The 22,971-nt window shown below is 73.0% G+C and carries 17 protein-coding genes; 4 read left to right on the forward strand and 13 right to left on the reverse strand.

What is annotated here, in order from left to right:
- Positions 1–110: 110 nt before the first annotated feature.
- The 10 genes from D1J60_RS09955 to rsmH all read right to left on the reverse strand — a co-directional run bounded on the left by D1J60_RS09955 (position 111) and on the right by rsmH (position 13,045).
- The gene (locus tag D1J60_RS09955; RefSeq protein ID WP_125820865.1) at positions 111–968 is read right to left on the reverse strand and encodes an FtsQ-type POTRA domain-containing protein; all 858 of its coding nucleotides are present in this window, start codon (positions 966–968) and stop codon (positions 111–113) included.
- A gap of 23 nt (positions 969–991) precedes the next feature.
- The gene (gene murG, locus D1J60_RS09960) at positions 992–2,083 is read right to left on the reverse strand and encodes an undecaprenyldiphospho-muramoylpentapeptide beta-N-acetylglucosaminyltransferase (protein WP_125598165.1); all 1,092 of its coding nucleotides are present in this window, start codon (positions 2,081–2,083) and stop codon (positions 992–994) included.
- Between the two features lie 6 nt (positions 2,084–2,089).
- On the reverse strand, positions 2,090–3,451 hold the full coding sequence (ftsW, locus tag D1J60_RS09965; protein WP_125598168.1) for a putative lipid II flippase FtsW: 1,362 nt from the start codon (positions 3,449–3,451) through the stop codon (positions 2,090–2,092).
- A gap of 69 nt (positions 3,452–3,520) precedes the next feature.
- Positions 3,521–4,966 (reverse strand): UDP-N-acetylmuramoyl-L-alanine--D-glutamate ligase, encoded by a 1,446-nt coding sequence (gene murD / locus D1J60_RS09970; protein ID WP_125598171.1) that lies wholly within the window; start codon positions 4,964–4,966, stop codon positions 3,521–3,523.
- Positions 4,948–6,018, reverse strand: a complete 1,071-nt coding sequence (gene mraY / locus D1J60_RS09975; RefSeq protein ID WP_007263612.1) for a phospho-N-acetylmuramoyl-pentapeptide-transferase — start codon at positions 6,016–6,018, stop codon at positions 4,948–4,950. Before mraY ends, murD begins: the two co-directional genes overlap by 19 nt.
- Positions 6,015–7,439 (reverse strand): UDP-N-acetylmuramoyl-tripeptide--D-alanyl-D-alanine ligase, encoded by a 1,425-nt coding sequence (gene murF, locus D1J60_RS09980; protein ID WP_125598174.1) that lies wholly within the window; start codon positions 7,437–7,439, stop codon positions 6,015–6,017. Before murF ends, mraY begins: the two co-directional genes overlap by 4 nt.
- Positions 7,436–9,130, reverse strand: coding sequence for a UDP-N-acetylmuramoyl-L-alanyl-D-glutamate--2,6-diaminopimelate ligase (locus D1J60_RS09985; RefSeq protein WP_125820866.1), 1,695 nt, complete (start codon positions 9,128–9,130; stop codon positions 7,436–7,438). The genes murF and D1J60_RS09985 overlap by 4 nt, the downstream gene beginning before the upstream one ends.
- Positions 9,131–9,167: 37 nt before the next feature.
- Complete coding sequence (locus D1J60_RS09990; RefSeq protein WP_241253546.1) at positions 9,168–11,093, reverse strand: penicillin-binding protein 2; 1,926 nt, start codon at positions 11,091–11,093, stop codon at positions 9,168–9,170.
- Positions 11,094–11,603: 510 nt separating this feature from the next.
- The gene (locus D1J60_RS09995; protein ID WP_125823949.1) at positions 11,604–12,020 is read right to left on the reverse strand and encodes a hypothetical protein; all 417 of its coding nucleotides are present in this window, start codon (positions 12,018–12,020) and stop codon (positions 11,604–11,606) included.
- 65 nt (positions 12,021–12,085) lie between these two features.
- A complete protein-coding gene (gene rsmH / locus D1J60_RS10000; protein WP_125596271.1) occupies positions 12,086–13,045 on the reverse strand; it encodes a 16S rRNA (cytosine(1402)-N(4))-methyltransferase RsmH in 960 nt (319 codons plus the stop codon).
- Between the two features lie 311 nt (positions 13,046–13,356).
- On the opposite strand from rsmH, the gene D1J60_RS10005 reads away from it, so the two are divergent.
- The 4 genes from D1J60_RS10005 to D1J60_RS10020 all read left to right on the forward strand — a co-directional run bounded on the left by D1J60_RS10005 (position 13,357) and on the right by D1J60_RS10020 (position 18,825).
- On the forward strand, positions 13,357–13,908 hold the full coding sequence (locus D1J60_RS10005) for a carbonic anhydrase (RefSeq protein WP_125596274.1): 552 nt from the start codon (positions 13,357–13,359) through the stop codon (positions 13,906–13,908).
- Between the two features lie 137 nt (positions 13,909–14,045).
- The gene (locus tag D1J60_RS10010) at positions 14,046–15,056 is read left to right on the forward strand and encodes a MoxR family ATPase (protein WP_007263619.1); all 1,011 of its coding nucleotides are present in this window, start codon (positions 14,046–14,048) and stop codon (positions 15,054–15,056) included.
- Positions 15,056–16,411, forward strand: a complete 1,356-nt coding sequence (locus D1J60_RS10015) for a DUF58 domain-containing protein (RefSeq protein ID WP_125820867.1) — start codon at positions 15,056–15,058, stop codon at positions 16,409–16,411. Before D1J60_RS10010 ends, D1J60_RS10015 begins: the two co-directional genes overlap by 1 nt.
- Entirely contained in the window at positions 16,408–18,825 is a 2,418-nt protein-coding gene (locus tag D1J60_RS10020; protein ID WP_125820868.1) for a DUF3488 and transglutaminase-like domain-containing protein, read from the forward strand. Before D1J60_RS10015 ends, D1J60_RS10020 begins: the two co-directional genes overlap by 4 nt.
- A gap of 302 nt (positions 18,826–19,127) precedes the next feature.
- On the opposite strand, the gene D1J60_RS10025 is transcribed toward D1J60_RS10020, so the two are convergent.
- From D1J60_RS10025 to D1J60_RS10035, 3 genes are read right to left on the reverse strand one after another with little or no spacing between them, the layout of a single operon-like run.
- Positions 19,128–19,754 carry a TetR/AcrR family transcriptional regulator gene (locus D1J60_RS10025; RefSeq protein WP_125596284.1) on the reverse strand — a complete coding sequence of 209 codons (627 nt, stop codon included), beginning with the start codon at positions 19,752–19,754 and terminating at the stop codon, positions 19,128–19,130.
- A 29-nt stretch (positions 19,755–19,783) separates the two neighbouring features.
- A complete protein-coding gene (locus D1J60_RS10030; RefSeq protein ID WP_125823950.1) occupies positions 19,784–21,877 on the reverse strand; it encodes a YhgE/Pip domain-containing protein in 2,094 nt (697 codons plus the stop codon).
- Positions 21,849–22,859, reverse strand: a complete 1,011-nt coding sequence (locus D1J60_RS10035; RefSeq protein WP_206436507.1) for an ATP-binding cassette domain-containing protein — start codon at positions 22,857–22,859, stop codon at positions 21,849–21,851. The genes D1J60_RS10030 and D1J60_RS10035 overlap by 29 nt, the downstream gene beginning before the upstream one ends.
- Between the last annotated feature and the right edge of the window lie 112 nt (positions 22,860–22,971).

Raw genomic sequence — 22,971 nt, forward strand, 5'->3', positions numbered from 1 at the left:
GACAAGTAGCGCGTGTTCAACGAACACGCCGAACCTCCCGTTTTTCTTTTCACCCTATGTGATCACCCGTATCGGTGGCCAACCAGGGTGCGTCGGTGTTCGACCTGACGTCAACTCCCGGACACCGCAGGTGCCGTGGGGACGCTCACGTCGAAGTGGTCGGCCTTGGGCGAGGCCTTCAGCAGAGCCGTCAGCGCCCGGCCTTTGGCCTCACCCAGTTCGCCGCTCCCCCAGACGACCGTGCGGCCCCTGGTGAGTTGCAGTACGACAGAATCGTACGACCGGACCGTGACCTGCAGCGTCTCCCGGGAGACGGCCTCGGGGAGGCTTCCGGCGATGCCGACGGCCTCGCGCAGCAGCCGCTCGCCGTCGAAACGGCGGGCGCTCGGGGAGCCCTCCGCCGCCAGTTCGAGGACCGGAACGTGCGCGGGTGCTTGCCGAACCGTGTCGAATCGCACACCGGAAGAGTCCACTTCGACGAACTGTCCGTCCTTCTTGATGAGCAGGACCGGTTTGCGTTCCGTCACCTTCAGGGCGATTCCGTGCGGCCAGGACCGCGCCACGTCGACCGAATCGATGCGGGGCAGCCTGACCCTTACCCGGGCCGCGATCTCGTCGGTGTCGACGCTCACCAGGGGTGCGCCGACGGGGACGGCCGCGGCCTCGAGGACCTGACCGGGGGTGAGCACCTCGGTGCCGGAGGCCGTGGCCTTCTCGACGCGGAGCCAGGAGGAGCCGTAGAGCGCCCAGGTGACGCCCGCGGCGAGGAGCACGGCGGCGGCGAGGGAGGCCAGCAGGCGGACCCGGCGCGGCAGTGCGCGCCGGGGCCCCCGCGGGCCGGATCTCCCGGGCGGTTTCGACGACTTGGGCCGCTTGGGTGTTTTGGGCGCTTTGGCGGCGTCCGCGCCCTTCCCGCCCTTGCCTCCCCGGCCGGATGGGCCGCGCTGTGCCGTCGTCGCTCCGGCCACTCCTGTGCCTCCTGGGTCGGCGGTTACCCGCGTGCGGCCGCAATCGCCTCGTACACGAGGCCGACGAGCAGGTCGTCGGCGTCCCGGCGGCCGAACTCGGCGGCGGCGCGGGACATCTCGTACAGGCGGTGCGGATCGGACAGCACCGGGAGGACCTGGCCGAGCACCCAGTCGGGCGTCAGCTCCGCGTCGTCCACGAGCAGGCCGCCGCCGGCCTTGACCACCGGCTGGGCGTTGAGCCGCTGTTCGCCGTTGCCGATGGGCAGCGGTACGTAGGCGGCCGGCAGTCCGACGGCGGAGAGTTCGGCGACGGTCATCGCACCCGCGCGGCACAGCATCATGTCGGCGGCGGCGTAAGCGAGATCCATCCGGTCCACGTACGGTACCGGCACATACGGCGGCATCCCGGGCATGTTGTCGACACGCGGCAGTTCGTTCTTGGGGCCGACCGCGTGCAGGATCTGGATCCCGGAGCGCTGGAGGGTCGGCGCGGCCTGCTGGATCACCTCGTTGAGGCGGCGGGCGCCCTGGGAGCCGCCGGAGACCAGCAGGGTCGGCAGGTTGGGGTCCAGGCCGAAGGCGGCGCGGGCTTCGGGGCGGACGGCGGCCCGGTCCAGGGTGGAGATGGAGCGGCGCAGCGGAATGCCCACGTAGCGGGCGCCGCGCAGTTTGCTGTCCGGGGTGGAGACCGCGACGGCGTGCGCGTAGCGGGAGCCGATCTTGTTGGCCAGTCCGGGGCGGGCGTTGGCCTCGTGGACGATGATCGGCACCCCGAGGCGCTTGGCGGCGAGGTAGCCGGGCAGGGCCACGTAGCCGCCGAAGCCGACGACCACGTCGGCCTTGGTGCGTACGAGGATCTCCTCGGCGGCCTTGATGGTGCCGCGCAGCCGCCCGGGGACGGTGATCAGCTCCGGGGTGGGCTTGCGGGGCAGCGGCACGGCGGGGATGAGGCCCAGCTCGTAGCCGCGCTCCGGTACCAGGCGGGTCTCCAGGCCCCGTTCCGTTCCCAGGGCGGTGATGCCCACGGTCGGGTCCTGCCTGCGCAGTGCGTCCGCGAGGGCCAGCGCCGGCTCGATGTGGCCGGCGGTCCCCCCGCCGGCGAGTACGACATGCACCGAAATTCACCGCTCTCCGGACGGACGCCTCTTGACGCGCCGTCTCATCGACTTCCATATCGGCCCGCTCCGCTTCCAGCCGGCTCTCGGCTGTCGCATCGCGAGCGCCGCCCGCGCCGCCGGTTCCTCCCGCGCGAACGCGATGAGCAGTCCGACCGCGAACATGGTCGGCAGCAGGGCCGACCCTCCGTAGGAGAACAGCGGGAGGGGGACCCCGGCGATCGGCAGCAGGCCGAGCACCGCACCGATGTTGATCACGGCCTGGGCCGTGATCCAGGTGGTCACGCCTCCCGCGGCATACCGTACGAAGGAGTCCTCCGTGCGTCCGGCCACGCGGATACCCGCATAGCCTAGAGCCGCGAACAGGGCGAGCACCGACAGCGTCCCTGCCAGGCCCAGTTCCTCACCGGTGATGGCAAAGATGAAGTCGGTGTGGGCTTCGGGCAGTTGACCCCATTTTTCCACACTCGCCCCGAGACCGGAACCGAACCATCCGCCGGACGCGAGGGCGTAGATCCCGTGTACGGCTTGCCAGCAGAGGTCGTTCTTGCCCGGTTCCGTCGCCCCGAGGCAGGCGAGCCGGTCCATGCGGTGCGGGCTGGTCTTGATGAGCAGTGCGACGATCACACCCGCGAAGGCGAGCACGCCCACGAACAGCCGCGTCGGCGCCCCGGCCAGCCACAGCAGCCCGAAGAGGACGGCCCCGAGGATCATCGCGGTGCCCATGTCCCCGCCGAGCATGATCAGCCCGAGCAGCAGGAAGGCCACCGGGACCAACGGCACCAGCAGGTGCTTCCACTGGGTCAGCAGCCCCTTGTCGCCCTTGCGGGCCAGCAGGTCGGCGCCCCACAGGATCAGCGCGAGCTTGCCGAACTCGCTGGGCTGGAGCATGAACGGGCCGCCCAGGGAGATCCAGTTCTGGTTGCCGTTGATCGAGACCCCTATCCCGGGGACCTGGACCAGGACCATCAGGAACAGGGTGCCGGCGAGCACCGGATAGGACAGGGCCCGGTGCAGCTTGACCGGCATCCGGGAGGCGGCGAAGAGCAGGACGCCGCCGATGAGGGCGGCCAGGAACTGCTTCTTGAAGAAGTAGGCGTCGCCCAGGCCCAGCTGGAGCGCCTTGATCATGGAGGCCGAGTAGACCATCACCAGCCCGAGCACGGTGATGAGCAACGAGCTGCCGAAAATCAGGTAATACGCCGTGAGCGGGCGGTCCCAGGCCTTGCTCAACTGCCGCTGCGTACGCCGCAGCCCGGACAGCGGCCCGCGCCCGCCGGGCCGTTTGGCCCCGCCCGCCGGGCGTTTGCGGCCCTGCGCCCTGACGGCGGCGGGCCGCCGCCCCGGCAGCATCTGCTTGGCCGGCATCTGTGATCTTCCCCTCCACTCGTACGGGGCGAGCGGCCGGCCGGAGGGAACCTGTACCGGTGCCCCGGCCTAGGCCGTGTCCGCGGCACTCCCGGAGGCCAGTTCGCGCACCGCGTCGGCGAACGCGTCCCCACGCTTGTTGTAGTTCGCGAACATGTCCATCGACGCACACGCGGGCGCCAGCAGGACCGTGTCCCCGGGCTCCGCGAGCCGGGCCGCTTCCCGGACCGCTGCGAGCATCGCCCCAGTGTCGGTCCGTTCGAGGTCGGTCACCGGGACCTCGGGCGCGTGTCGCGCCAGCGCCTCGGCGATCAGCGCCCGGTCGGCGCCCATCAGCACCACGCCGCGCAGCCGCTTCGCGGACTTCTGGACGAGCTCGTCGAAGGTCGCGCCCTTGGCAAGGCCCCCGGCGATCCAGACGACCGGTTCGAAGGCCGCCAGGGAGGCCTCCGCGGCGTGCGTGTTGGTGGCCTTGGAGTCGTCGACGTAGCGGACCCCCTCGACCTCGTCCACGAACGCGACGCGGTGCGCGTCGGGACGGAAGTCCCGCAGCCCGTCGCGGACCGCGCGCGGCTCGACGCCGAAGGCGCGGGCCAGGGCCGCGGCCGCGAGGGCGTTGGCGATGTTGTGGGGGGCGGGCGGGTTGACGTCGTCGACGTGCGCCAGCTCCTGGGCGTTCTTCTGCCGGTTCTGCACGAACGCCCGGTCCACGAGGATCCCGTCGACCACGCCGAGCATGGAGGGGCCGGGGGCGCCGAGGGTGAAGCCGATGGCCCGGCAGCCCTCCTCGACGTCAGCCTCCTCGACCAGGTGCTCGGTGGCCGGGTCGGCGACGTTGTAGACGCAGGCGATGGTGTTGCCCTCGTAGATGCGGCCCTTGTCGGCGGCGTACGCCTCCATGGAGCCGTGCCAGTCGAGGTGGTCCGGGGCCAGGTTGAGCACGGCCGCGGAGTGGGCGCGCACCGAGGGGGCCCAGTGCAGCTGGTAGCTGGAGAGCTCGACGGCGAGCACGTCGTACCGCTCGTCGCCGGTCACCACGTCGATGATGGGGGTGCCGATGTTGCCGACGGCGGCGGTCTTCAGACCGGCCGCCTTCAGGATCGACGCCAGCATCTGGGTGGTGGTGGTCTTGCCGTTGGTGCCGGTGATGGCGAGCCAGGGCGCGGCGTTCTCGCCGCGCAGCTGCCAGGCGATCTCGACGTCGCCGACGACGTCCACGCCCGCCTTGGCGGCCTCCAGGAAGAGCGGGCTGTCGGGCTTCCAGCCCGGGGAGGTCACGACCAGGTCGGTGCCCTCGGGGAGGGTCTCGGCGTCGCCGAGGCGTACGGAGACGCCCTTGGCCTGCGCCTCCAGCTCCGCGGCCCGGGCCCGGTGGCCCTCGCTGTCGCCGCCGTCGACCACGGTCACGACCGCGCCGAGGCCGGCCAGGGCGCGGGCGGCGCTGATGCCGCTCACGCCGAGACCGGCGACGGTGATGTTCCTGTCCTGCCAGGAGGTCACTTGTCTGCTGCCCATCCCGCGTAGAAGAGACCGAGACCGACGATCACGCACATGCCCTGGATGATCCAGAAGCGGACCACGACGAGGACTTCGGACCAGCCCTTGAGTTCGAAGTGGTGCTGGAGCGGGGCCATCCGGAAGACGCGCTTCCCGGTCAGCTTGAAGGAGCCGACCTGGATGACGACCGACATCGTGATGAGCACGAAGAGGCCGCCGAGGAGGGCCATCAGGAACTCCGTGCGGGAGCAGATGGCCAGGCCCGCGAGGGCGCCGCCCAGCGCGAGCGAACCGGTGTCGCCCATGAAGATCTTGGCGGGCGAGGTGTTCCACCACAGGAAGCCGAAGCAGGCGCCCATCAGGGCCGAGGCGACGACCGCGAGGTCCAGCGGGTCGCGCACCTCGAAGCAGGCGTTCGGGTTGGTGAGGTCGACCGCGTTGGCGCAGGACTCCTGGAACTGCCAGACGCCGATGAAGGTGTAGGCGCCGAAGACCATCACGGCGGCGCCCGTCGCGAGGCCGTCGAGGCCGTCGGTCAGGTTCACGCCGTTGGACATGGCCAGGATCATGAACAGGGCCCAGACCACGAACAGCACCGGCCCGATGGACCAGCCGAAGTCCGTGACGAACGAGAGCTTCTCCGAGGCCGGGGTCAGTCCGCGCGAGTCCTTGAACTGGAGCGCGAGCACGGCGAAGGCGATGCCGACGATCAGCTGGCCGGCCATCTTGGCCTTGGCCCGCAGACCGAGCGAACGCCGCTTGACGATCTTGATGTAGTCGTCGAGGTAGCCGACCAGGCCCATGCCCGCCATCAGGAACAGCACCAGCAGGCCCGAGAAGCTCGGCTCCTCACCGGTGATGACCTTGGTCAGGGCGTACGCGATGAGCGTGGCCAGGATGAAGGAGATACCGCCCATGGTGGGCGTGCCCTTCTTACCGGCGTGGCCGCGCGGACCGTCGTCGCGGATGAACTGGCCGTAGCCCTTGCGGGCCAGCAGCTTGATCAGCAGCGGCGTGCCGATGACGGTCAGGAACATGCCGATGACACCGGCGAACAGGATCTGCCTCATCGGCCGGCGACCTCGCCCTCGCCCTCGAGCAGCGCCAGCGCCACCCGCTCCAGACCGACCGACCTGGAAGCCTTCACCAGCACGACGTCCCCCGGGCGCAGTTCACTGCGCAACAGGTCGACGGCCGCCTGCGCGTCGGACACGAGCACCGACTCCTCACCCCACGAACCCTCGTTATATGCGCCCAGTTGCAGCCAGGACGCTTCCCTGCCCCCGACTGCCACGAGCCTGCTCACGTTGAGCCGGACGGCAAGCCGCCCCACCGCGTCGTGCTCGGCCAGCGATGCGTCGCCGAGCTCGGCCATGGGGCCGAGCACCGCCCACGTACGACCCCCGTCCGCCTTGCCGGCCTCCCCCATCGCGACGAGTGCGCGCAGGGCGGCCCGCATGGACTCCGGGTTCGCGTTGTAGGCGTCGTTGACGATCGTCACGCCGTCCTCGCGCTCGGTGACCTCCATCCGCCACCGGGACAGCGTGCCCGCTCCGGAGAGCGCTGTGGCGATCTCCTCGGCCGGCATGCCCAGGACATGGGCGACGGCGGCCGCGGCGAGCGCGTTCGACACGTGGTGCTCACCGTACAGCCGCAAGGTCACATCGCTGCACCCGGTCGGTGTGTGGAGTGTGAAGGAGGGCTGTCCCGCGGCCGTCAGCCGGACCTCGGTGGCGCGTACGTCGGCGTCCTCGGCCTCGCCGAAGAGGACCGTACGGGCCTTCGTGCGGGCGGACATGGCGCGCACGAGCAGGTCGTCGGCGTTGAGTACGGCGACGCCGCCCTCGGCCTCGGACGGCAGCGCCTCGACCAGCTCGCCCTTGGCCTGGGCGATGGCCTCCCGTCCGCCGAACTCGCCGATGTGGGCGGTGCCGACGTTCAGGACGAGGCCGATGCGCGGCGGGGTCAGGCCGGTCAGGTAGGCGATGTGGCCGATGCCGCGGGCGCCCATCTCCAGGACCAGGTGGCGGGTTTCCGCGGTGGCCTTCAGCGCGGTGAGCGGCAGGCCGATCTCGTTGTTGAGGGAGCCGGGCGTCCACACCGTGGGCGCGTGGTGCTGGAGCACCTGGGCGATGAGGTCCTTGGTGGAGGTCTTGCCGGCGGAGCCGGTCAGGGCGACCACGTCGGTGCCGAGACGTTCGACGACGGTGCGGGCGAGGGCTCCCAGCGCCTTCTCCACGTCGGGCACCACGATCGCGGGTACGCCGACGGGCCGGGCGGCGAGGACGGCGGCGGCGCCGGCGGCGACGGCCCGCTCGGCGTAGTCGTGGCCGTCGACGTGCTCGCCCTCGAAGGCGGCGAAGAGGCTGCCGGGCTCCACCTGGCGGGAGTCGATGACGACGGGTCCGGCGATCCGCACCGACGGATCCGGTATGTCGTGGGGCCGCCCGCCGGTGATGTCGGCGATCTCGGCGAGGGTAAGGGCGATCACTGGTCCACCTCGGCCTGTCGGGCGCTGAGCTGCTGGTTCTCGATGGCCGCGCGGAGCACGGCGCGGTCGTCGAAGGGGCGTACGACGCCGGCGGTGTCCTGGCCCTGCTCGTGGCCCTTGCCGGCGACGAGGACGGTGTCGCCGGCCTCGGCGCGCGCGACGGCGGCGGCGATGGCCGCGGCCCGGTCGGCGTCGACGAGGACGGTGCCGCGTTCCCCGGCGGGCACGGAGACGGCACCCTCGAACATCGCGGCGAGGATCTTCAGGGGGTCCTCGGAGCGCGGGTTGTCGGAGGTCAGGACGGCGGTGTCGGCGTACCGGGCCGCCGCGGCACCCATCGGGGCGCGCTTGGTGGTGTCGCGGTCACCGCCGCAGCCGAGGACGATGTGCAGCTTGCCGGTGGTGACCTCGCGCAGGGCGCGCAGCACCGACTCGACGGCGTCCGTCTTGTGGGCGTAGTCGACGACGGCCAGGTACGGCTGCCCCGCGTCGACCCGCTCCAGGCGGCCGGGGACGCCGGGGACCGCGGCGACGCCGTCGGCGGCGGTCTGCGGGTCGAGGCCGGCCGCGGCGAGCGTGACGATCGCGGCGACGGTGTTGGCGACGTTGAACGGTCCGGGCAGCGGGGCCTTGGCCCGTACGCGCTGTCCTTCGGGGCCGACCAGGGTCAGGGTGGAGTCCATGTGGCCGCTGACCACGTCCTCGGCGCGCCAGTCGGCGGCCGGGTCACCGGCGGCGGAGAAGGTGACGACCGGGATCGGCGCCTCCTTGGCGAGGCGGCGGCCGTACTCGTCGTCGAGGTTCACCACGCCGAGGCGGGCCCGGCGCGCGGTGAAGAGCTGCGCCTTGGCCTGGAAGTAGTCCTCCATGCCGGTGTGGAACTCCATGTGTTCCGGGCTCAGGTTGTTGAAGACGGCGACGTCGAAGACGCAGCCGTCGACCCGGCCCAGGACCAGGGCGTGGCTGGAGACCTCCATGGCGACGGCCTCGACGCCGCGTTCGCGCATGACGGCGAACAGGGCCTGGAGGTCGGTGGCCTCGGGGGTGGTCCGCTCGGACTTGATGCGCTCGTCGCCGATGCGCATCTCGACGGTGCCGACGAGTCCGGTGGTGCGTCCCGCCGCGCGCAGCCCGCCTTCGACGAGGTACGCGGTGGTGGTCTTCCCGGAGGTGCCGGTGATGCCGAGCTGGAGCAGGCCCTCGCCGGGCCGGCCGTAGATCTCGGCGGCGAGCTCGCCCATCCGGCCGCGCGGGTCGGCGACGGCCAGGACCGGCAGGCCGGTCGCGGCGGCGCGCTCGGCGCCCTCCGGGTCGGTCAGCACGGCGGCGGCGCCGAGGGCGGCCGCCTGGGCGGCGAAGTCGGCGCCGTGCAGCCGGGCGCCGGGCAGGGCCGCGTACAGGTCGCCGGGGCGTACCGCACGGGAGTCGTGCGTGATGCCGGTGATCTGAGCGGCGCCGGACTCGGGCAGACCCAGCAGGGTGGCCAGCTCGCCCAGGGGGGTCGGGCGGGCGGACACGGGCCGGGGCGCTCCCGGCGGCGCTGCCGGGGCGTCTTTCTGGGCGGTTCTGGGCTGATCAGCGTGAGGCACGGCGGTGAGCGTACCGGGCGCGGCGGGCCGCTCGCGAAGCGAGGGGCCCGCTTCGGCGCCGGCGGCCGTCTGGTTCCCCGGTTCCGGGGTGATCGTTGTCACTGGTCGTGCCTCGCGCTCTGGTGGCTGGACGGTCGGTTCACGGCCCGGGCTGGGGACCGGTGGGGGCGCTGCTCGGGGCGGCGGGCGGCGGGGCCGCGTCGTAGGTCACGGGCAGGCCGGCGGGGGCCGTTCCGGTGGGTGCGACCTGGAGGGTCTTGAGGGCGAACTCCATGACCGTCTTGTAGATCGGGCCGCAGATCTGGCCGCCGAAGTAGCTGCCCTTGGTGGGGTTCTGGATGGCGCAGTAGACGGTGATGCGGGGGTTGTCGGCGGGGGCGAAGCCGGCGAAGGAGGCGGTGTAGCCCTTGTAGCGGCCGGTGGCGGGATCCACCCGGTTGGAGGTGCCGGTCTTCCCGCCGACCCGGTAGCCGGGGATCTTCGCCTTGGTGCCGGTGCCCTCCTGGTCGTCGACGACGGATTCGAGCATCTCGGCGAGGGTCTTGGCCGTTTCGGCGCTGATCACCCTGGTCTGTTCGGGGGCCGGGGCCGGGGTGAAGCGGCCGTCGGGGCCCTTGGTGCCGCGGACCAGGGTCGGGGTGATGCGGACGCCGCCGTTGGCGATGGTGGAGTAGACGGAGGCGGCCTGCATGGCGTTGAGGGACAGGCCCTGGCCGAAGGGGATCGTGTACTGCTGGGAGGTGGACCAGGCCTCGGGCCTGGCGAGGATGCCGCGGGACTCACCGGGGTAGTTCAGGCCGGTGGGGCGTCCGATGCCGAACTTGTCCAGGTAGGAGTAGAGGACCTTGTTGGCCTCGGACTGGGTGGCGCCGAGCTGGCCGGTGGCCAGGATGGTGCCGATGTTGGAGGACTTGGCGAGTACCCCGTTGAGGGTCAGGTACCAGGTCGGGTGGTCGACGTCGTCCTTGAAGAGCCGGTCGCCGCGGTGGAGCCGGTTGGGGACCTCGACGCGGGTGTCGGGTCGGGCCTTCTTCTCCTCCAGGACGGCAGCCATGGACATCACCTTGGCGGTGGAGCCGGGCTCGTACACGTCCTGGAGCGCGGCATTGCCCATCGCGGTGGAGCGGGCCCGGGTGAGGTCGTTGGGGTCGAAGCCGGGGGCGTTGGCCATGGCCAGCACCTCGCCGGTGCGGGTGTCCTGGACGATGACGTAGCCGCGGTCGGCGCCGGACTTCTCGACCTGTTCGGCGATGGCGCTCTGCGCGGCCCACTGGATGTCGCGGTCGATGGTCAGCTCGATGTCGTCGCCGGGCACGGCGGGCTTCTCGCTGGATCCCGCGGTGGGGACGCGGCGGCCGCCGGACTGGGCGTAGGTCAGTTCGCCGTCCTTGCCGGCGAGCTTCTTGTCGAGGGCGGACTCCAGGCCGCCGCCGCCCTTGCCGTCGGCGTTGACGTAACCCAGTATCCCGGCGGCGAGGTCGCCGTTCGGGTACACGCGCTTGCTGCTGACCTCGTTGAAGACGCCGGCGATGACGTTGGCGCCGGGGCCGTTCTTCTTCTTGTCGGCGGCCGCCTTGTCGGCGAAGAGCTTCTTGAGGTCCTTGATCTGGTTCCAGACCTGGGGGGTCTGGCGGCGGGCCAGGATCACGTAGCGGCTGTTCTTGGTCTGGAGGCGCTTGGCGAGCTCCGCGGGGTCCGCTCCGAGGATGGGCGCGAGGAGGGCGGCGGCCTGCTGGGGGGCGTCGGGGGCCTTGCTCTCCTGCGGGGTGAACATCTTCGGGTCGGCGGTGATGTCGTACGCGTCGACGCTGGTGGCCAGGGCCACGCCCTTGCGGTCGGTGATCTCCCCGCGCTCGGCGGCCAGGGTGTGGCTGGCGAAGCGGTTCTCGGTGGCCTTGGCGGAGTACGCGGAGGCGTCGACGGCCTGCACCTGGAGGAGCCGGACGACGAAGGCGAGCATGACGAGGGTGAGCCCGACGCCGACGAGGCGCAGCCGGGGCTTGGGGTTCCCGAGCCGGATGGTGTGCGGGGGCCCTGGCCGGGCGTTGACCCTGGCCCGCGGCACCGCCGCTTTGGGGCTCACCGCCGCGCCCTTGCCCTGGCCGGGCGGGAGCACGCGGCCCCGGGGCCCGAGCCGTCGCGGCCGGTCCCCTCCGGCACGCGCCCCCCGGCCGGGTGCACCCCCCGGCGGCAGCCGCCGGCGCTCGAGGCCCGCGTCCGGGCAACGCCCGACCCGTCAGCCACGCCGGCGTATGAGGCCCGCGTCCGGGCAACGCCCGACCCGTCAGCCACGCCGGCGTATGAGGCCCGCGTCCGGGCAACGCCCGACCCGTCAGCCACGCCGGCGTATGAGGCGCGGGTCCGGGCGGCGCCCGACCCGTCAGCCACGCCGGCGTTTGAGGCGCGGGTCCGGGCGGCGCCCGACCCGTCAGCCACGCCGGCGTTTGAGGCGCGGGTCCGGGCGGCGCCCGACCCGTCAGCCACGCCGGCGTTTGAGGCGCGGGTCCGGGCGGCGCCCGGGGAACGGTGGAAGGGCGGGGCGGGGAGTTGCCCCGCAGGGGTCCGCGTCACGACGTCACCTGCCTGGCGTAGGGGTGGGCTGCGGGGTACCGCTGGGAGCCGGTGCCGGGGCCGAGGGGGCGGCCGACCCCGGGGCGGGACCCTGCGAAACCGGCGGGGCGGCTGACGGGGCCGGCGGTGGTGCCGGGGCCTCCGCCGGTGCCGGGGTGCCGGCGGTCTTGCCGTCGGGGCCGAGGAAGACGGGGCTGCCCCCGGGCACCAGCCCCAGCTCGCGCGCCCGCCGCTGAAGCGCGTCCGGCGCCGAGTACGCGTCCACGTCCCGCTGCAGCGCCTGCTGCTCGTCCGTCAGCGCGGTGGTCTCCTTCTTCAGCCGGCTCAGCTGGAAGGAGCCCTCGTTCAGCGCCGAGTTCAGCAGCAGCAGGCTGATCAGCCCGCCCGCGAGCAGTGCCACCACCAGCAGGACGAACGGCATCCGCGCCGCCCCGCCGCCGCCCTGCGGCCTCGGCCGGGCGGCGCCCCCGCCCGCGCGGGCCTTCGTCACAGCCGCGCCTCGCGGATGCGCTCGACGCCCCGGAACCGGGCCGGGGCGGCCCGCCGGTTCTCGGCGATCTCCTCCTCGGTCGGCAGCTCCGCGCCGCGCGTCAGCAGCTTCAGCTTCGGCTGGTACTTCTCCGGGACGACCGGCAGCCCCGGCGGGGCCGTGGAGGTGGCGCCGGCGGCGAAGACCTGCTTCACGAGACGGTCCTCCAGGGAGTGGTACGAGAGCACCGCGATCCGGCCGCCGACGGCGATCCGGTCGACCGCGGCCGGGATGGCCCGCTCCAGGCCGGAGAGCTCTCCGTTGACCTCGATGCGCAGGGCCTGGAAGGTCCGCTTGGCGGGGTTGCCGCCGGTGCGCTTGGCGGCCTGCGGCAGGGAGTCGCGGATCAGCTCCACGAGCCGCGCGCTGTTGGAGAAGGGCTCCTTCTCCCGTTCCCGCACGATCGCGGAGACGATCCGCTTGGCCTGCTTCTCCTCGCCGTACTGGCGCAGGATCCGCACCAGCTCGCCGGGGGCGTAGGTGTTGAGGACCTCGGCGGCGCTGATGCCGGTCGTCTGGTCCATGCGCATGTCCAGCGGCGCGTCCTGGGCGTACGCGAACCCGCGGTCGGCCTCGTCGAGCTGCATGGAGGAGACGCCGAGGTCGAAGAGGATGCCCTGGACGGCCGGGAGCCCGAGGCCGTCGAGGACCTCGGCGAGGTCGGCGTAGATCGCGTGGACGAGCGTGGCCCGGTCGCCGAAGGGCGCGAGCCGCTCCCCGGAGAGCCGCAGGGCCTCCTTGTCGCGGTCGAGGCCGATCAGTCGCGCCTCGGGGAACCGGGTCAGCAGGGCCTCGCTGTGGCCGCCGAGGCCGAGGGTGCAGTCGACGACGACGGCCCCCGGCCTCTCCAGCGCCGGGGCCAACAGGTCCAGGCACCGCTGGAGCATCACCGGGACATGTCGGGACTCGCTAGTCAAAGCGCCCTCTCAGATAACGGCGCGGCAGGCATACGCCGCGCCGCGCACGCGGAGTGTTACCAGGGGGCCGGGCGGCCGGTGAGGGCCGGGCTCCGGCCGGTTCGCGTCACTTTAGTGCAACGGTCGCCGCGGTCAACGAACCGCCCCGCGTCCGGTGCGCCCTTCCCCGGGACAATGCCCAAAAGCCGCGAACCACCCGAACGGCCGCCCCCGTCTCACCCCTGTGGGTTAGCTCACAACAAGGCTCGTTGACGTTCTTTGTCCAGCCTCACTCAGTGCCTCTCCCAGCCGTGACCACTAACGTCTTCACCATGACGACTTCCGCATCCCTGCCCGCCGGCCCCGCGTCCCCGACGCCCGGCGGCGACTCCGTCACCGACCGCCTGGTGGCCGCCAACCAGCGCTACGCCGCCCGGTTCACCGACCCCGGCATGGACGCCCGCCCCGTCCTGCACGTGGCCGTCGTGGCCTGCATGGACGCCCGCCTCGACCTGCACAAGGCCCTGGGCCTGGAGCTCGGCGACTGCCACACCATCCGCAACGCCGGCGGCGTCGTCACCGACGACACCATCCGCTCGCTCACCATCAGCCAGCGGGCCCTCGGCACCCGTTCGGTCATACTCATCCACCACACCGGCTGCGGTCTCGAAAGCCTGACCGAGGACTTCCGGCACGAGCTGGAGGACGAGGTCGGCCAGCGCCCCGCCTGGGCCGTGGAGGCCTTCCGCGACGTCGACCAGGACGTCCGCCAGTCCATGCAGCGGGTCCGGACCAACCCGTTCCTGCTCCACAAGGACGATGTGCGAGGCTTCGTCTTCGACGTGCACACCGGTCTCCTGCGCGAGATCGATCCGGCCACCTGAGTGACAGACCCGGCGGACGCCGTCAAGAATGCGGGGAGACGTCACCCGGAACCTTTCCGGGGCGGTGTCCGTGTTTCGGGGTGGGCCGGTTCATGCGCCAACGGCGTCGGCCCGGAGAAAGGGCCGAGGAGAACCAGGTGACCACGTACGACGACCGAGCGAGCCTCGCTGATCTGACCAGCACGGCCGAGCGGGTCCGCCGGTCGGTCGAAAGCGTGATCGAGGGCAAGCCCGAGGTCGTCCGGCTCGCACTGACCGTGCTGCTGGCCGAGGGGCACCTCCTGATCGAGGACGTCCCCGGCGTCGGCAAGACGATGCTGGCCAAGACGCTCGCCAAGTCCATCGACTGCTCGGTGCAGCGCATCCAGTTCACGCCGGACCTGCTGCCCTCGGACATCACCGGCGTCAGCATCTACGACCAGCAGCGCCGCGAGTTCGAGTTCAAGCCCGGCGCGATCTTCGCGCAGATCGTCATCGGCGACGAGATCAACCGCGCCTCCCCCAAGACCCAGTCCGCGCTGCTGGAGTCGATGGAGGAGCGCCAGGTCACCATCGACGGCACCACCTACGCCCTGCCCAGCCCGTTCATGGTCGTCGCCACCCAGAACCCGGTCGAGATGGAGGGCACCTACCCCCTCCCCGAGGCCCAGCGCGACCGCTTCATGGCCCGCGTCTCCGTCGGCTACCCCAGCCCCGAGGCCGAGCTCCAGATGCTCGACGTACACGGCGGGCCCTCCCCGCTCGACGACCTCACCGCCGTCGCGCACGCCCACGACGTGGTCAAGCTGATCGAAGCCGTCCGCGAGGTGTACGTCGCCGCACCCGTACGCCGCTACGTGGTCGACCTGGTCTCGGCCACCCGCAGCCACCCGGAGCTGCGGCTGGGCGCCTCGCCCCGCGCCACCCTGCACCTGCTGCGCGCCGTCAAGGCCTCCGCCGCCCTGTCCGGCCGGGACTACGTCCTGCCCGACGACGTCCAGCAGCTGGCCGCACCCGTCCTCGCCCACCGGCTGCTGCCCACCGCGCAGGCGCAGCTGAACCGGCGCACCGCCGAGCAGGTCGTCCACGACATCCTCCAGCGCACCCCCGTCCCCGCCGCGCACCACCGCGGCGAGATGCCGCCCGGCGCGGCCGCCCGGAGCTTCTGATGCCGGCCGGTGCCCCGCACGGCGCCGGCGGGCAGGTCAGGGAACCCGGCGGGCTGCGCACCTCGCTCGCCGGGCTGACCACCCGGGGCCGCTCGTTCCTGGCCGCCGGCGCCGCGGCCGCCGTCTGCGCGTACGTACTGGGCCAGGGCCAGCTGCTGCGGGTCGGACTGCTGCTCGTCGTGCTCCCCCTGATCTGCGTCCTCGCCCTGCACCGCACCCGTCACCGGGTCACCGCCACCCGCCGCCTGACCCCGCCGCGGGTGCCCGCCGGCGGGGAGGCCCGGGTGCAGCTGCGGCTGGAGAACGTCTCCCGCGTCCCCACCGGACTGCTGATGCTCCAGGACCGGGTGCCGTACGTCCTCGGCCCGCGGCCCCGCTTCGTCCTGGACCGGGTCGAGTCCGGCGGCCGCCGCGAGGTCTCCTACCGGGTCCGCTCCGACCTGCGCGGCCGCTACCCCCTCGGCCCCCTCCAGCTGCGCCTGACCGACCCCTTCGGGCTGGTCGAGCTGACCCGCTCCTTCACCGCCTACGACACCCTCACCGTCGTCCCGCGCACCCAGCCCCTGCCCGCCGTCCGGATGACCGGCGAGGCCGGCGGCTACGGCGACGGCAGCCGCCGCTCGCTCGCGCTGGCCGGCGACGACGACGTGATCCCGCGCACCTACCGGCGCGGCGACGACCTGCGCCGGGTCCACTGGCGCTCCACCGCCCGCTACGGCGAGCTGATGGTGCGCCGCGAGGAACAGCCCCAGCGCACCAAGGCCACCGTCCTGCTGGACACCCGCGACCTGGCGTACGCGGGCGCCGGCCCCGACTCCGCCTTCGAGTGGGCCGTGTCCGCCGCCGCCTCCACCCTGCTGCACGTCCTGGAGCAGGGGTTCTCGGTGCGGCTGCTGACCGACACCGGCGACTCGGTGCCCGGCGAGGGCGGCGGCTTCTCCTCCGGCGGGGCGGAGTCCGCCGCGGCGGCCGGGCTGATGATGGACACCCTCGCGGTCGTCGGCCACTCCGACGGCAGCGGCCTGGGCCGCGCCTACGAAGCGGTCCGCGTCAACGGAGCGGCCCTGGCCTCCTCCGGCGGCGACGGCCTGCTCATCGCCTTCTTCGGCGACCTGGACGAGGAGCAGACCGAGATGGCGGCCAGGATGCGGCAGCGCAGCGCGGCCGCGGTGGCGTTCGTACTGGACTCCGCGACCTGGACCGGAGCGCCCTCGCGGGCGGAGGAGCGGCTGCGCAGGCTGCGCGACGCGGGCTGGACGGCGCTGGCCGTCCCGCCCGGCGCCGCCTTCGCGGAACTGTGGCGTCAGGCCGGGAACGCTCCCCTCGGCCCGGAGACCTCCGGAGGCCGGGGATGAGCGGGCGCACGCGGGTGACGCTCTTCGCAATGCTGGCGACGCTGCTGACCTCCTGGTCGCTGGCCCCGCTGGTGGAGTCCTCCGGCTGGCTGCTCCAGGCGGCCGCGCTGCTCGGCGTACAGGCCGCGGTCGGCGCGGGCGGGCGGCGGGTGCCGCTGGCCCGGTCGCTGACCGTGGCGGCGCAGCTGCTGGTGTCGCTGCTGCTGCTCGCGCTCCTCTTCGCGGGCAAGGCCGAGTCCACGGGGGGCGGGCCACTGTCCTTCCTGGTCACCGACTTCGGGGCACTGTTCCAGCAGGGCGTGCGGGACGTGGGCGAGTTCGCCATACCGGCCCCGCTGACCGACGGCATCCGGCTGCTGCTGCTGTCCGGTGTGCTGGCGGTCGGGCTGCTGGTGGACGTGCTCGCGGTGACGCTGCGGACCGCCGCGGCGGCCGGGCTGCCGCTGCTGGCGCTGTACTCGGTGGCGGCCGGGCTCTCCACCGGCCAGGGCGGCTCCTGGTTCGCCTTCCTGCTGGCCGGCGCCGGCTACCTGATGCTGCTGCTGTCGGAGGGCCGCGACCGGCTGGCCCAGTGGGGCCGGGTCTTCGGCGGCGCCCCGAGCTCCCGGGTGTCGGCGGCCTCCGGGTACGGGGGCGGCGCGGGCGGCGGGCGGGCCGTGGCGCCCGTGCGCTTCGGGCGCCGGATCGGCGTGGTCGCGCTGGGCGTGGCCGTCGCGGTGCCGGCCGTACTGCCGTCGCTCGGCGGCGGGCTGCTGGGCGGCCAGGGCGACGAGACGGGCGCCTCGGGCCGGGGCGGCGGCACCATCTCGGCGGTGAACCCGCTGGTGTCGCTGCAGAGCAGCCTGAACGCGCAGGACAACCGGGTGGTGCTGAAGTACCGCACGGACAGCCCCCAGCTCGGCGAGCAGTACCTGCGGATCCTGGCGCTGGACGAGTTCAACGGCGTCAAGTGGGAGGCCTCGGGGCGCCCGCTGACGGACGTGCCCGAACGGCTGCCGAACCCGACGGGGCTCGGCGACCGGGTGCGCGAGGGCGCGACCGAGGTGCGGACCTCCGTCTCGGCGGCCGGGACGTACGCCCAGCGCTACCTGCCGATGCCGTACCCGGCCACGCAGATCGACATCGCCGGCAAGTGGCGGTACGAACCCGCCGGCCGGACCCTGGTCGGCGACCAGCTGGGCAAGGACCGCTTCCAGAACGTGCAGGGCGCGCAGTACACCGTACGCAGCCTGCTGCTGCGGCCCACGGCCGCGCAGCTCCAGGCGGCCCCGGCACCGAACCCGCTGGTGCGGGAGGAGTACACGAAGCTGCCGGACAACCTGCCGCCGGTGGTGGCGGAGACGGCGCGGAAGGTCACCCAGGGCGCGCAGGACGACTACACGCGGGCCGTCCGGCTCCAGGACTTCTTCGCGGTGAACGGCGGCTTCCGCTACGACACCAAGGTGTCGTCGGGGACCGGCTCGCAGGCCATCGCCCGCTTCCTGGCGGACAAGGAGGGCTTCTGCGTCCACTTCGCCTTCTCGATGGCGGCCATGTCCCGCTCCCTGGGCATCCCGGCGCGGGTCGCGGTCGGTTTCACCCCGGGCGAGAAGCAGGCGGACGGCAGCGTGAACGTCTCGATGCGCGACGCCCACGCCTGGCCCGAGCTGTACTTCGAGGGCGTGGGCTGGACCCGGTTCGAGCCGACGCCCCGCTCGGGCATCTCGCTGCCGGACTACAGCCGCCCCGAGGCCCCGGCCCCGCAGCCGTCCGCGCCCTCCGCGCTGCCCTCGCAGTCCACGTCGGCCCCGGCGCCCATGCCCTCGCAGGCCGAGGCGTGCCCGCCCGAGCTGAAGAAGCTCGGCGAGTGCGGGGTGCCGGCCGCGCAGCAGAGCACCGGCCGGGGTGCCGGCGGCTTCCCGCTGGGCGCTGTCCTCGGCTGGACCGGGGGCGTGCTGGCTGCCGTGGCGCTCCTGCTGCTGCCGCTGCTGTGGCGCCGCCGGGTCCGCGAGCGGCGGCTGGCCGCCCGGGACGTGCTGGCCGCCTGGCGGGAGCTCGGCGACAGCGCCTGGGACGTGGGCGTCCCGCCCGACGAGGCACTGTCGCCGCGCCGGGCCGCGGGCCGTGTCGTGGTCCTGGGCAAGCTGGACGGTGAGCCCGCGCAGGCCGTGCACCGGGTCGCGGGCGCGGTGGAGCGGGCGCTGTACGCCCCGCCCGGCGCGGACGTCTCGTACCCGGAGCTGGCCGCCGACGTCCGACTGGCCGGTACGGCCCTGCTGGCCGCCGTGGGCCGCCGGGCCCGGCTGCGCGCACTGCTGTTCCCCCGCTCGGGGGCGCGCGTCACCGCCGCGTTCTCGCTCCGCGCCGCCGCCGTCTCGGCCCGCCTGTCGTCCCTGACGGCCCGGGTCCGCCTCCCCCTCCGGAATCGCGGCTGACCGGGCCGGTCGGGCCGGGGCCGGCCCCGCGGGGCCGGCGCCGGGCAAAGGAAAACGCCGGTGCGGCATGGGCTCGTTCCCCCCGAGCCCGCCGCACCGGCGTTCCGTTTCCCCGTGCAGGGACCCGGTCCGCTCCGCGGCCCCGTGTCCGCGGTGCGGGCCGAGCGGCCCTGTCCATGGCTTCCAGTCTGCTGTCTTCGCAGGTGGGAGCCCATCCGTACGCGTACTCATCTGTACGTCTAGGTACGGATACTCAGTTCTACGCCGTCGCCCGGGGCCGGCGGCACCGCCGACCGGGGGGGTCAGCGGCTTCCGCTCACCCGTCCCCGCAGCAGCAGCGACAGCGCGGAGTGCACGTCGTCCAGGGACCGCTCGCTCTGGAACGCCTGCCAGTCCAGCGCCGCCACCAGCACCATCCCGACCAGCGCGGCCGCCGTCAGCGGCACGTCGATCTCGGCACTGAGCTCCCCGCGCTCCACGCCCTCCCGCAGCACCGACTCGACGACCGCCACCGCCTCGCCCCGCACCACCATCAGGGTGGACTGCCAAGCCCGGTTGGTGCGCCAGAGCTCGGCGACGTACAGCTGGGTGAAGGCCGGGTACCGGTCGATGAAGACCAGGCCCGCGCGGATCATCCCGTCGAGGGCCTCGATCCGGCTGCCACCGCGGGCCTCGGTCTCGTCCGCGGCGGCCCGCAGCGAGGCGGTCAGCAGACCCACCCCGTGCCGCAGCAGCTCCTCGAAGAGATCGGTCTTGCTCGCGAAGTTGTAGTACACGGTGCCCTTGGCCACGCCCGCCCGCTCGGCGATCTCGTCGACCGTGGTCGCGGAGAAGCCCTGTTCGGCGATCAGGGTGACGGCCGCCTCGTACAGCTTCTGCCGCGTGGCCTGCCGCCGGGCCCCGCCGGCGGTGGTGCTGCTGCTTTCCATGGCGCTGATTCTCACAGGTCAACAGCCCCTTACAGGCTCAGTTCGGGGTGCAGCCGGTCCATCGTCCACACCTGCTTGCCGCGGGCGGCGAGCGTGGTGAGGGCCAGGGCCCCGACCGTGAAGGCCGCCAGGACGGCGCAGCCCTGCCACACCGGGGTGAGGTCGCCGCCGGTGATCAGGCGGCGCAGGCTCTCGACGATGTACGACATCGGCAGGTACGGGTGGATGCCGTTGAAGAAGTCCGGGCTGGTCTGGACGGGGTAGGTGCCGCCGGCCGAGGTCAGCTGGAGCATCAGGACGGCGAGGACCAGGATGCGGCCGGCCGCGCCGAACTTGGCGTTCAGCCACTGGACGATCGCCGCGAAGCAGGCGGTGACCAGCACCAGGAAGCCGATGGTCAGGGCCGGGTGGGCCATCTTCAGGCCGAGGCCCGGCGCCCAGTGCAGTACGGACATCAGCGCGCCCACCTGCGCGGCGCCGAGGCCGACCACGGGCAGCCAGCCCGCGAGGGCGATCCGCCAGGGCGAGGCGCCGGCGGCCAGGGCCCGCTTGTTCATGGGGGCGATCAGCATGTAGGCGACCATCGCGCCGACCCAGAGGGAGAGCGGGATGAAGTACGGGGCGAAGCCGGTGCCGTAGTTGGGCGCCTTGTGCAGGGCCTGGCTGGCGAGCTGCACCGGGTCGGCCATGACCTGCGTACGGGCGTCGCGCTGCTGCTGGTCGTAGTCCGGGATCTTGCCGACGCCGTCGTGGAGGCCGCCGGCCAGCTGCCCGCTGCCGTCGACGAGCTTGACCATGCCGCCGCCCAGCTGCTGCGCGCCGTCGCCGAGCTTGCCGACGCCCTCGCCGAGCTTGCCGGAGCCGCCGGCCGCGGTGCCGATGCCCTTGTGCAGCTCGACGACGCCGGCGGCGACCTTGTGGGCGCCGTCGTTGAGGGCGTTGGCCTGGGCGACGGCCGCGTCGAGGTCGCCGGCCAGGGCCGGGGCCTTGACGGCGAGTTCGCGGGCCTTGTTCTCCAGGTCGGTGAGCTGGCCCTTGAGCTTGGTGACGTCGCCCTTGGAGTTGCCGAGGACGGTGTTCACGTCGCCCGTCAGCAGGGCGGCCTGGGCCGCGTCGTCCTTGATCTTCTTCTGCAGGTCGCAGAAGCCGGCGGGCAGCTGGGGGTCGGGCTTGACGCAGTACCGGCTGTAGTTGGAGTCGGCGAGCCCCGAGACCTGCCTGGTGATCGCGGCGGCGGCCGGGGCCTTCTCGACGGCCTTGTCGAGGTGGCCGTTGACGACCTTGGCGGTGTCGGCGACCAGTTTGGCGGTGTCCGCGAGGTTCTTGGGGTCCTTGACGAAGGGGCGGGCCTTGTCGGCGGCGCCGTTGACCACGTCGGCGACCTTCTGGGTGCCGTCCGCCACCTGCCGGGAACCGGTCTCCAGCTTGGCGGCGCCCTCGTTGAGCTTCTTCAGGCCCCCGGTGAGCTCGCCAGTCTTCTCCTTGGCGGTGTCGAGGCCGTCGGCGAGGTCCTTCGCGCCCTGCTGGGCCTTGCCCGCGCCGTCCTTGAGCTTGTCGGCGCCGTCGGCGGCCTCGGCGGTCTTGTCGTGCAGGTCGGAGAAGGAGACGAAGATCTTGTCGAGGAACCTGCGGGAGGCCTTGGTGGAGGCGGCCGAGCGGACCTCGGAGAAGACGGTGCGCGAGATCGAGCCGACGATGTAGTTGTTGGCGTCGTTCGTGCGGACCTGGAGGGCCCCGGTGGTGGGGTCGGCGCCGCCGCTGGAGGCGATCTTCTCGCTGAAGTCGGCGGGCATGGTCAGGGAGAGGAAGTACGTCCCGTCCTCCAGGCCCTCGGCAGCCTCCTCCGCGCTGACCTCGCGCCAGTCGAAGGTCTTGCGCTCGCGCAGGTTGCGGGTGAGCTCCCCGCCGACGTCGAGGTGCTCGCCGCCCACGTCCGCGCCCTTGTCGGCGTTGACGAGGGCGACGGGCACCTTGTCGAGGCGGCTGTAGGGGTCCCAGAACGACCAGAGGTACAGGGCCCCGTAGAGCAGGGGCAGCAGGAGCAGCGCGACGAGGGCGGCCCGGGGCAGCTTCCCCCGCCCGAACCGCTTCAGCTCAAGCGCGGCCAGTTTCGGCGAGCGCATCGTCCGTCCCCTTCCCGTCTTCGTCGTTGTCGTTGTCGGTGGTGCCGGCCGGTTCGGCGTGTTTCGGCTTCCGCGGCTCGGGCTCGTCGCGTTCGGGCTCGTCCGGTCCGGGCCTGTCCGGCCGTGGCTCGTCCGGTTCGGGCCGTGCGGCGGCGGGGGCGGCGGGGTCCGTGTCGTTGCCCGGGGGCAGGCCCCAGGTGATCTTCGGGCCGTCGGCGCCCGGGGCGGCGGCCCGCGCGGGCGCGGCCTTTTCCGTGTGCCTGCCGGTCCGCGGCTTCGCGGGGGCGGCCTCGCCGGTGCGCAGCACCGTCACGCCCTCCGGGGCCTCGCTGCACACCGCGAGGACGGTCGTCCCGCGGTCGGCGACCGAGCGGAGCAGGGCCCAGGCCTCGGCGCGTTCGGCGTCCGAGAGCTTGAGGTCGAGGTCGTCGAGGGCCAGCAGCCGGGGGCCGCCCAGCAGGGCGATGGCCACGGACAGCCGTACGGCCTCCAGGCGTTCCAGGTCGCGTACGGAGGTCCGCTCCCCCTTGGGCAGGGTGGCGGGGTCCAGTGCGACGGCGGCCAGCGCCTCGTCGATCCGGGTCCGGGCGGTGGCGCGGCGGTCGCCGCGCGGGCGCAGCAGGGTCCGCAGCGGGGCGTCGTAGCGGCGTTGGAGCATGGCTCCCTCGCGGAGCTGCTCGGCGACGGTGAGGGCCTGGTCGAGGTCGTTGACGCCGGGGACCGGTCCGAGGGCGGTGATCCGGCGGACCGCCGCCATCTTCTTCGGGAGCCGGTGGCGGCCGATCTCGGCGTGGCCCTCGGTGGCCTTCATCCGCCCGGTGAGGGCGAGGAGCAGGCAGGTCCGGCCGCTGCCGGAGGGGCCTTCGAGGGCGATGAGCGATCCGGGGGCCGCGTCGATCCCCACGTCGCGGAACACCCAGCCGCGCGGGCCCTTGAGTCCGAAGCCCTCGGCCTTGACGGCGGCGCCGTGCGGGCTGTCCACGCCCGTCCCCCTCCTTTTGAACTGACCGGTCAGTTCAAAAACTAGCAGGTTCGGGAGCCGGCCGCCGACGTTCGGCCGAGATCAGGACGAACCCGCAGGTCAGCGCGATTGT

The organism is Streptomyces sp. W1SF4 (genome assembly GCF_003950035.1).
Classification (GTDB): domain Bacteria; phylum Actinomycetota; class Actinomycetes; order Streptomycetales; family Streptomycetaceae; genus Streptomyces; species Streptomyces racemochromogenes.

Bases quoted from the DNA above. Each gene is read 5' to 3' on its own strand.
- mraY (WP_007263612.1), bottom strand. From the start codon at position 6,018: ATGAGGCAGATCCTGTTCGCCGGTGTCATCGGCATGTTCCTGACCGTC.
- D1J60_RS10005 (WP_125596274.1), top strand. From the start codon at position 13,357: ATGACGACTTCCGCATCCCTGCCCGCCGGCCCCGCGTCCCCGACGCCC.
- D1J60_RS10015 (WP_125820867.1), top strand. From the start codon at position 15,056: ATGCCGGCCGGTGCCCCGCACGGCGCCGGCGGGCAGGTCAGGGAACCC.
- D1J60_RS10030 (WP_125823950.1), bottom strand. From the start codon at position 21,877: ATGCGCTCGCCGAAACTGGCCGCGCTTGAGCTGAAGCGGTTCGGGCGG.
- murD (WP_125598171.1), bottom strand. From the start codon at position 4,966: ATGGGCAGCAGACAAGTGACCTCCTGGCAGGACAGGAACATCACCGTC.
- D1J60_RS10020 (WP_125820868.1), top strand. From the start codon at position 16,408: ATGAGCGGGCGCACGCGGGTGACGCTCTTCGCAATGCTGGCGACGCTG.
- D1J60_RS10025 (WP_125596284.1), bottom strand. From the start codon at position 19,754: ATGGAAAGCAGCAGCACCACCGCCGGCGGGGCCCGGCGGCAGGCCACG.
- D1J60_RS09995 (WP_125823949.1), bottom strand. From the start codon at position 12,020: ATGCCGTTCGTCCTGCTGGTGGTGGCACTGCTCGCGGGCGGGCTGATC.
- ftsW (WP_125598168.1), bottom strand. From the start codon at position 3,451: ATGCCGGCCAAGCAGATGCTGCCGGGGCGGCGGCCCGCCGCCGTCAGG.